General features: G+C 40.5%; 6 protein-coding genes. 5 read left to right on the plus strand and 1 reads right to left on the minus strand.

Annotated elements, in window-relative coordinates:
* The first annotated feature begins 15 nt into the window (after positions 1-15).
* Positions 16-534: a L,D-transpeptidase gene (locus tag KH400_RS14240; protein ID WP_217225624.1), complete on the plus strand. Its 519-nt coding sequence runs from the start codon at positions 16-18 to the stop codon at positions 532-534.
* Between the two features lie 122 nt (positions 535-656).
* Here KH400_RS14240 and prli42 read toward each other — a convergent pair whose 3' ends face one another.
* Positions 657-749, minus strand: a complete 93-nt coding sequence (prli42, locus tag KH400_RS14245) for a stressosome-associated protein Prli42 (RefSeq protein WP_217225625.1) — start codon at positions 747-749, stop codon at positions 657-659.
* A 166-nt stretch (positions 750-915) separates the two neighbouring features.
* On the opposite strand from prli42, the gene mce reads away from it, so the two are divergent.
* The 4 genes from mce to KH400_RS14265 all read left to right on the plus strand — a co-directional run bounded on the left by mce (position 916) and on the right by KH400_RS14265 (position 5,302).
* Entirely contained in the window at positions 916-1,335 is a 420-nt protein-coding gene (gene mce, locus KH400_RS14250; RefSeq protein WP_217225627.1) for a methylmalonyl-CoA epimerase, read from the plus strand.
* A gap of 91 nt (positions 1,336-1,426) precedes the next feature.
* On the plus strand, positions 1,427-2,548 hold the full coding sequence (locus tag KH400_RS14255) for a M20/M25/M40 family metallo-hydrolase (RefSeq protein ID WP_217225629.1): 1,122 nt from the start codon (positions 1,427-1,429) through the stop codon (positions 2,546-2,548).
* Positions 2,549-2,721: 173 nt separating this feature from the next.
* On the plus strand, positions 2,722-3,228 hold the full coding sequence (locus tag KH400_RS14260; protein WP_217225630.1) for a MarR family transcriptional regulator: 507 nt from the start codon (positions 2,722-2,724) through the stop codon (positions 3,226-3,228).
* A gap of 808 nt (positions 3,229-4,036) precedes the next feature.
* Complete coding sequence (locus KH400_RS14265) at positions 4,037-5,302, plus strand: DNA polymerase IV (RefSeq protein ID WP_312889195.1); 1,266 nt, start codon at positions 4,037-4,039, stop codon at positions 5,300-5,302.
* Positions 5,303-6,459 lie beyond the last annotated feature (1,157 nt).

The following is a 6,459-nucleotide window of genomic DNA, read 5'->3' on the forward strand; positions in this document are numbered from 1 at the left end:
CAAGGGGAGATCGCTATGCTTACTCGTATTATAGCTTTATTAATGATTATTGGTATTGCATCTCCACTTTGGCCGATTGGAGAAAATCCGCTTGTTGGTGATCCTTTTGTGATTGTAAATAAGCAGACGAATGAACTTGCCTACGTCGATGAAGGGGAGGTTAAAAAAGTCTATCCAGTTGCGACTGGCAAGACAAAGGACTTAACCCCAGAAGGAACATTCACAATGACTGTAAAAGCGGTTGATCCTTATTATCGAAAAGAAAATATTGAAGGTGGAGACGAAAGCAACCCATTGGGAACAAGGTGGATCGGCTTTGATGCAGAGGATACGATCGGTCGAACATATGGTGTCCATGGTACGAACCAACCGTCATCCATTGGTGAATACCGTACAGCAGGCTGCGTTCGTATGCATAACGAAGATGTTGAGGAGCTTTATGCGAATATACCGATTGGCACAAAGGTTTTGGTCGTTGACAGTACGTCTAGTTTTGAGGAGTTAGCGAAAAACAATGGCGCCATTCAACTCTAACTTTTGCGATTTAACTATAGAAAAGTAATAAGGGATTGCCCCGTAAAAGTAAGGTCACTTTAAACGTTTAAATAAGGTGAGTCGTTACTTTGGGCAGTCCCTAATTTTTGTATTAATCATTATTAGAAGATAAAAGCAGCTCCTGTAAATAAGCTTCCTAATAATAGTGAAATAATCATAAGATATATAATTGTTTTTCTAAATTTACGTGGCATTTAGGGCAACCTCCTCAATCATAGCTAGTTATTATTGTACTAAAGGTCAGTTCATCTTAGCAAGGGGATATAGACAACTCTATAAACTGGCAGGGATTTAAAAAAATGTGAAGAATTATTACTATTGATCGAATGTTATGAATTAATGATGAGGGAGTGGAGAAGAATGGAATATAAAGAAAATAGCCCGAAAAAAATCGATCATATTGGAATAGCTGTGTCTTCACTTGAGGAAGCGCTACCATTTTATGAGTCTAAACTGAATATCCCGTTATTAGGTATTGAAGAGGTTCCTTCGCAAGGGGTGAAGGTTGCATTTCTGAAAATTGGTGAATCAAAAATTGAGTTATTGGAACCATTATCAGCAGAAAGCCCAATTGCTAAATTTATTGAAAAGCGTGGGGAAGGGATTCACCATATTGCATTAGGTGTTGATAACATTGAAGATCGAATTGAAGAGATTAAGTCAAAAGGTGTGGCAATGATTAATAATGAGCCAGTTCCCGGAGCTGGTGGAGCGAAAGTTGGTTTTATTCATCCGAAATCTGCAGGTGGTATTCTTTATGAGTTTTGTGAAAAGAAATAATTAGATGTTGCGTTCCTTGTAGGGCAAAGGGTGAAAAAAAAATAAAACTCGTGTAATATCAACAGTGACTAACACCATGGGAGGAATTAAGATGGTCAATGAAGAGCGTTTACTCGCTGAATTTTTGGAATTAGTACAGGTTGATTCAGAAACAAAATTTGAAAAAGAGATATCCAAGGTTTTAACGCAAAAATTTTCAGCACTCGGCGTTGAGGTTGTCGAGGATGATGCAGAACAAAAAACGGATCATGGCGCTGGTAATTTAATTTGTACATTACCGGGGACAACAGATGGTGTGGATACGATTTATTTTACGTCACATATGGATACAGTTGTCCCAGGGAATGGCGTCAATCCATCTGTGAAGGATGGTTATGTCGTTACAGATGGCACAACCATCTTAGGGGCGGATGACAAGGCTGGAATTGCGGCAATGTTAGAGGCTATTAAGGTTATAAAAGAACAAAAGATTGAACATGGAACCATTCAGTTTATTATTACCGTTGGTGAAGAATCCGGCTTAGTGGGTGCAAAAGCGTTAGATCCGACGATGTTAAAGGCGAAATATGGATTTGCTTTAGATAGTGATGGAAAGGTCGGAAATATTATTGTTGCTGCACCGACACAGGCTAAGGTGAGCGCGGTGATTAATGGCAAGACTGCTCATGCGGGGGTGGCGCCGGAAAAAGGAATTTCAGCGATTACCGTTGCCGCAAAGGCTGTTTCTAAAATGCCACTAGGTCGAATTGATGCGGAAACAACTGCGAATATTGGCCGATTTGAAGGTGGTAGTCAAACGAATATCGTCTGCGAGCAAGTGAATATTTTAGCGGAGGCTCGTTCACTGATCCCAGAGAAAATGGAAGCGCAAGTTGAAAAGATGAAGGCTGCTTTTGAAGAAACAGCTAAAGAAATGGGCACAACAGCGGATGTGACCATTGATGTCATGTATCCTGGATTTAAGTTAGGAGATGGTGACCAAGTCGTTGAGGTTGCTAAACGAGCTGTTTCTGCTGTTGATCGAATGCCTAAGCTATTGCAAAGTGGCGGTGGTAGTGATGCGAATATCATTGCTGGTCACGGGATTCCTACGGTCAATTTAGCTGTGGGGTATGAGGAAATTCATACGAAAAATGAAAAAATGCCAATCTCTGAACTGAATAAGCTTGCTGAACTTGTTGTAGAAGTAATAAAAGAAGCTATAAAGGAATAAAATGATGTGTCGTCATCTGATCGATGGCGACTTGTTTATGAAAGCGTTGCTTGTATTTTCATGTTTGTAAGGTGAGGTGAAAAAAAAGAGAACTGATAAGCATATCAAATCACTTTTTTTATAAAATGTGCTAAAATTTAAAAGTGTATGGAAACTAAAAATAAAAGGAGCTCATGATGGAGAGGAAAAATTCAATTAAAGATGTCCATTTAATTATGAATTATACTCGTGGACTGTATAAAATATTAGAGGATGACTGGCAGAAAGCTGCACAGCAAATTGGATTGACATTGGCTGAACAACATGCGCTTTGGATCATTTACTTTGAGCAAAAAGCCCCGATGTCACGCATTGCCGAAGTTGGCCTGTGGGATCTTTCGACGGTGATGCAAATTGTAAAACGTTTAAAGGAAAAAGGATTGGTTAAGACAGAGAAGGATGAAAATGACCTCCGAATATCCTACGTATTATTAACGGAAAAAGGGAAGCAAAAGCATGAGCAGTCAAAGGAACTAGAGATTCGTTTGGATGACTTTGTTGATGAATATAGCAAACAAAGTGATGAAACGAAGCATTTTATGAAGCAAATGATATCATTTTTAGCTGATGCCAATCGTCATTTCCATGGCGAAGATTTTATCCATTGGGTGAATCGTACGACTAAAGCTTTAGGTGAGTGATTAGTCACTCAATTGGCCGTTCAAGACTAAAAAGTCATAACCATTTTTGATATCGACCTAACAAAGCCTTTGACTATGTGTTATTTACATGAGGTTTTGAAAGGATTGCTAGGCCGGTATGAAAAAAGCAAGAATAGTGAGACTGATTGTTGTGTGACTAAGGAAATTAGATTTGCACAATGAGGTGACATAAAGATTGCAGTTGGTTTAAGAAGGTATATTTTAAGACGAAGAGAATGTTGATGACAATTGGATCTGGGAAGGAACATGTCCTAGTTCCAAGGATTCTAATATTTGTTCTTCTGTACAGTTGATCATTTGTGAAATTTCGGATATGGTGGGGGATTTATGATATTGAGCTTGGAAGGTCTGATTGCATTGTTGGACTTTTAATAACAATGAATGATAACAACTGGCGGAGTTGATTCTATTCATTGTTAACCTACCACCTTTCTATTAATAAGTTACTAGTATCATAACATAAAAATTTATATTTCGTCCTGTTATGACAAGATTTTACCATGCTGGATCTTGAATCTAATCGTTATATAGTAATGTTAAGCGTCCTGTTGAGACATTTACTCTCGGGGGCGTTTTTCTGTTTAAACAGAGGTTTGTATCTGGTAGGGGAGTTTAAGTAGGGGTCTATATTAACTGTGAGAGGGGAATCATATAAAGGTTGGTGATTATTGATCAGATCTGACGTTTAAACTGTCGTTAATCTCCTCTTGTTTCATTATTGATTAGCTATTACGATTTTGGTAGGCATTACTTGGATTAACTTGAGATAGAAAGCGGGGGGGCATTCGTGAGTCGGGATAATGTGAAGAAAGGCCGGGTTATCTTCCATATTGATATGAATAGTTTTTATGCATCGGTTGAAGCTGCACATAACCCTAAAATTAAAGGGAAACCAATTGCTATTGCAGGGAACCCAAAAGAGCGTCGCGGAATTATCGTGACAGCTAGTTATGAGGCGAGAGCGCAAGGTGTTAAAACGACTATGCCTGTTTGGGAAGCAAAGCGACTATGTCCAAGTTTGTTAGTGATTCCTCCCAACTTTGAACGCTACCGTGCAGCATCACAAAAGCTTTTTTTATTATTGCGCGAGTATTCCCCTCTTGTAGAGCCTGTTTCTATTGATGAAGGCTATGTTGATGTTACGGCTGGAGATCATCGGTCTAATCCCCTTGTACTCGCAAAAGAGATACAAGAACGGCTGCTGCAAGAATATGACTTACCATGTAGCATTGGAATAGCCCCGAATAAGTTTTTAGCAAAGATGGCTAGTGATATGAAGAAGCCACTTGGAATTACGGTGTTACGAAAACGTGAAATTGAGCAGCTTTTGTGGCCGCTACCGATTAGTGAGATGTACGGGGTAGGAAAAAAAACAGCAGAGAAGCTTTTAAAATTGGGCATTGAAACGATTGGTGATCTAGCTAAAATGGACCAAGCGATATTGCGTTCAAAATTTGGGAAAGTTGGTGTGCAGTTGTTCGAGCGGGCCAACGGTATTGATACTCGACCTGTCGATCCAGAAGCTGTCTCTGAGTTTAAAAGTATTGGAAACTCGACAACATTACCGATGGATACGTCCAATGAGACCAAAGTCAAAACGGTATTAACAAATTTATCAGATTCGGTGGCAAGGCGGATGAGCAGGAAAGAGGTTTATGCTGAAAATATACAATTGACGATTCGATATGGAGATCGTAAGACAGTGACAAGGAGTAGAAAATTGTTAAACCCTGTTCAAACGCAACAAGAAATTTTCGAAGCGGCTATGTTTTTATGGCGAAAATATTGGAACCAAAAGCCAGTTCGTTTGTTAGGAGTTACAGCTCAAGAGTTGATTGAAAAGCATCAAGTCGTTAAACAGCTTGATCTATTTTCATATAAGGAAGATATCAAAAAGGATAAATTAGCTGAGACCGTCGATGAAATTCGAAATAAGTTTGGAGATAGTTCGCTAGTAAAAGGGACACAACTTCAAGGGGATCGCAGTGAATTAATCAGAGATAAACAGCAACGCGGGACAAGTTTGGAAAAGGACTTTTTACGTGACTTATAGTAGATGGATAAGCTTAACAGGGTAAAATCTGTTAAGTTTTTTTCTTGTTAAATGCATTAAGATTGAATCAATCGTAGCCGATATAACTAACAAAGAGGTAGAGTGTGCGGGAGAGTGAAGGAAATGCAGATTCAAAATCAAGTAGCAAGTCAGCAACTGTCGTCGAGCGATAAGCCGTTACAGGTTAAAGAAGGCGAAGTGTACCGTGCCACGGTAAAAGAGAGAAAACCCAATAATGAAGCTACTCTGCAAATTAGAGGCAAGGAAGTTGAAGTGAAATTTGAAGGGAAGACTCCTGCTAAAAATGAGCGGGTGGCAGTTCAAATTGGCGAACAACAAGGAGATCTGATTCGTGTAAGAGCGATGACAGAGGGAGCAAAAGGAGCTTCCTCGCAGTCGGGAACGAATGCGAAAGATGTTTCACGTGTGTTAACCAATTTAGGTGCAGGGTCGAACCCATCTCCTGAATTGCGCCAAAGTGCGCAAATCCTACTTGATAAGGGTGTACCGTTAACGAAGGAAGCTGTTCGTGACTTACGAGGATTTTTAGAACGTGCAAGCGGAACAAAAGAGCAACGTTTACAAACGGTACAAGCGTTAGCAAATAAACGGTTAGAAGTGACACCTAGTCATCTTCGTTCTGTTCACGAAGCGTTAAGCGGTCGGCCACTAAACGAAGTCTTGACAAATCTTGCTAAAGAGATTGATCCGACGTTTGAGGTGAAACGAGACAGTGTACGAACGGATATGAGAGCAAATGATACAAGACAAGTAGAAGGTACACAGACCAGTTCAAGAGACGTAAACGCACCTGTAAATGAGACTCGCCCAAGTGAAGTCGTTCGTGCAATAAGGGAGCAGGTACAGCGCGAGCCGAATCTTCAGCGGGCGATGAATCAAGTGCGCGAGCAGGTGGTGAATAACGCGCGGGTGAGTCAAGAAGTATCGCAACAGGTAGAACGAGCCGTGAATGAAGCCCGAGACCTGCAACAGCGAGGTCAAGAAAGTGCTGGTCGCGAGCGAATGAAGCAGGCATTAAGTCAAGCAGAGCGAGATTTAAGTCGAGTGGAAGGTCGTCAAGTTGAGCCAAGAGTCACGGAAGCTCGTCCGAGTGAGGTAGTTCGCAGTGTGAGAGAACAAGTCCAGCGCGAGCCGAA

It is taken from the genome of Desertibacillus haloalkaliphilus (assembly GCF_019039105.1).
GTDB classification, from domain to species: Bacteria; Bacillota; Bacilli; order Bacillales; family KJ1-10-99; genus Desertibacillus; species Desertibacillus haloalkaliphilus.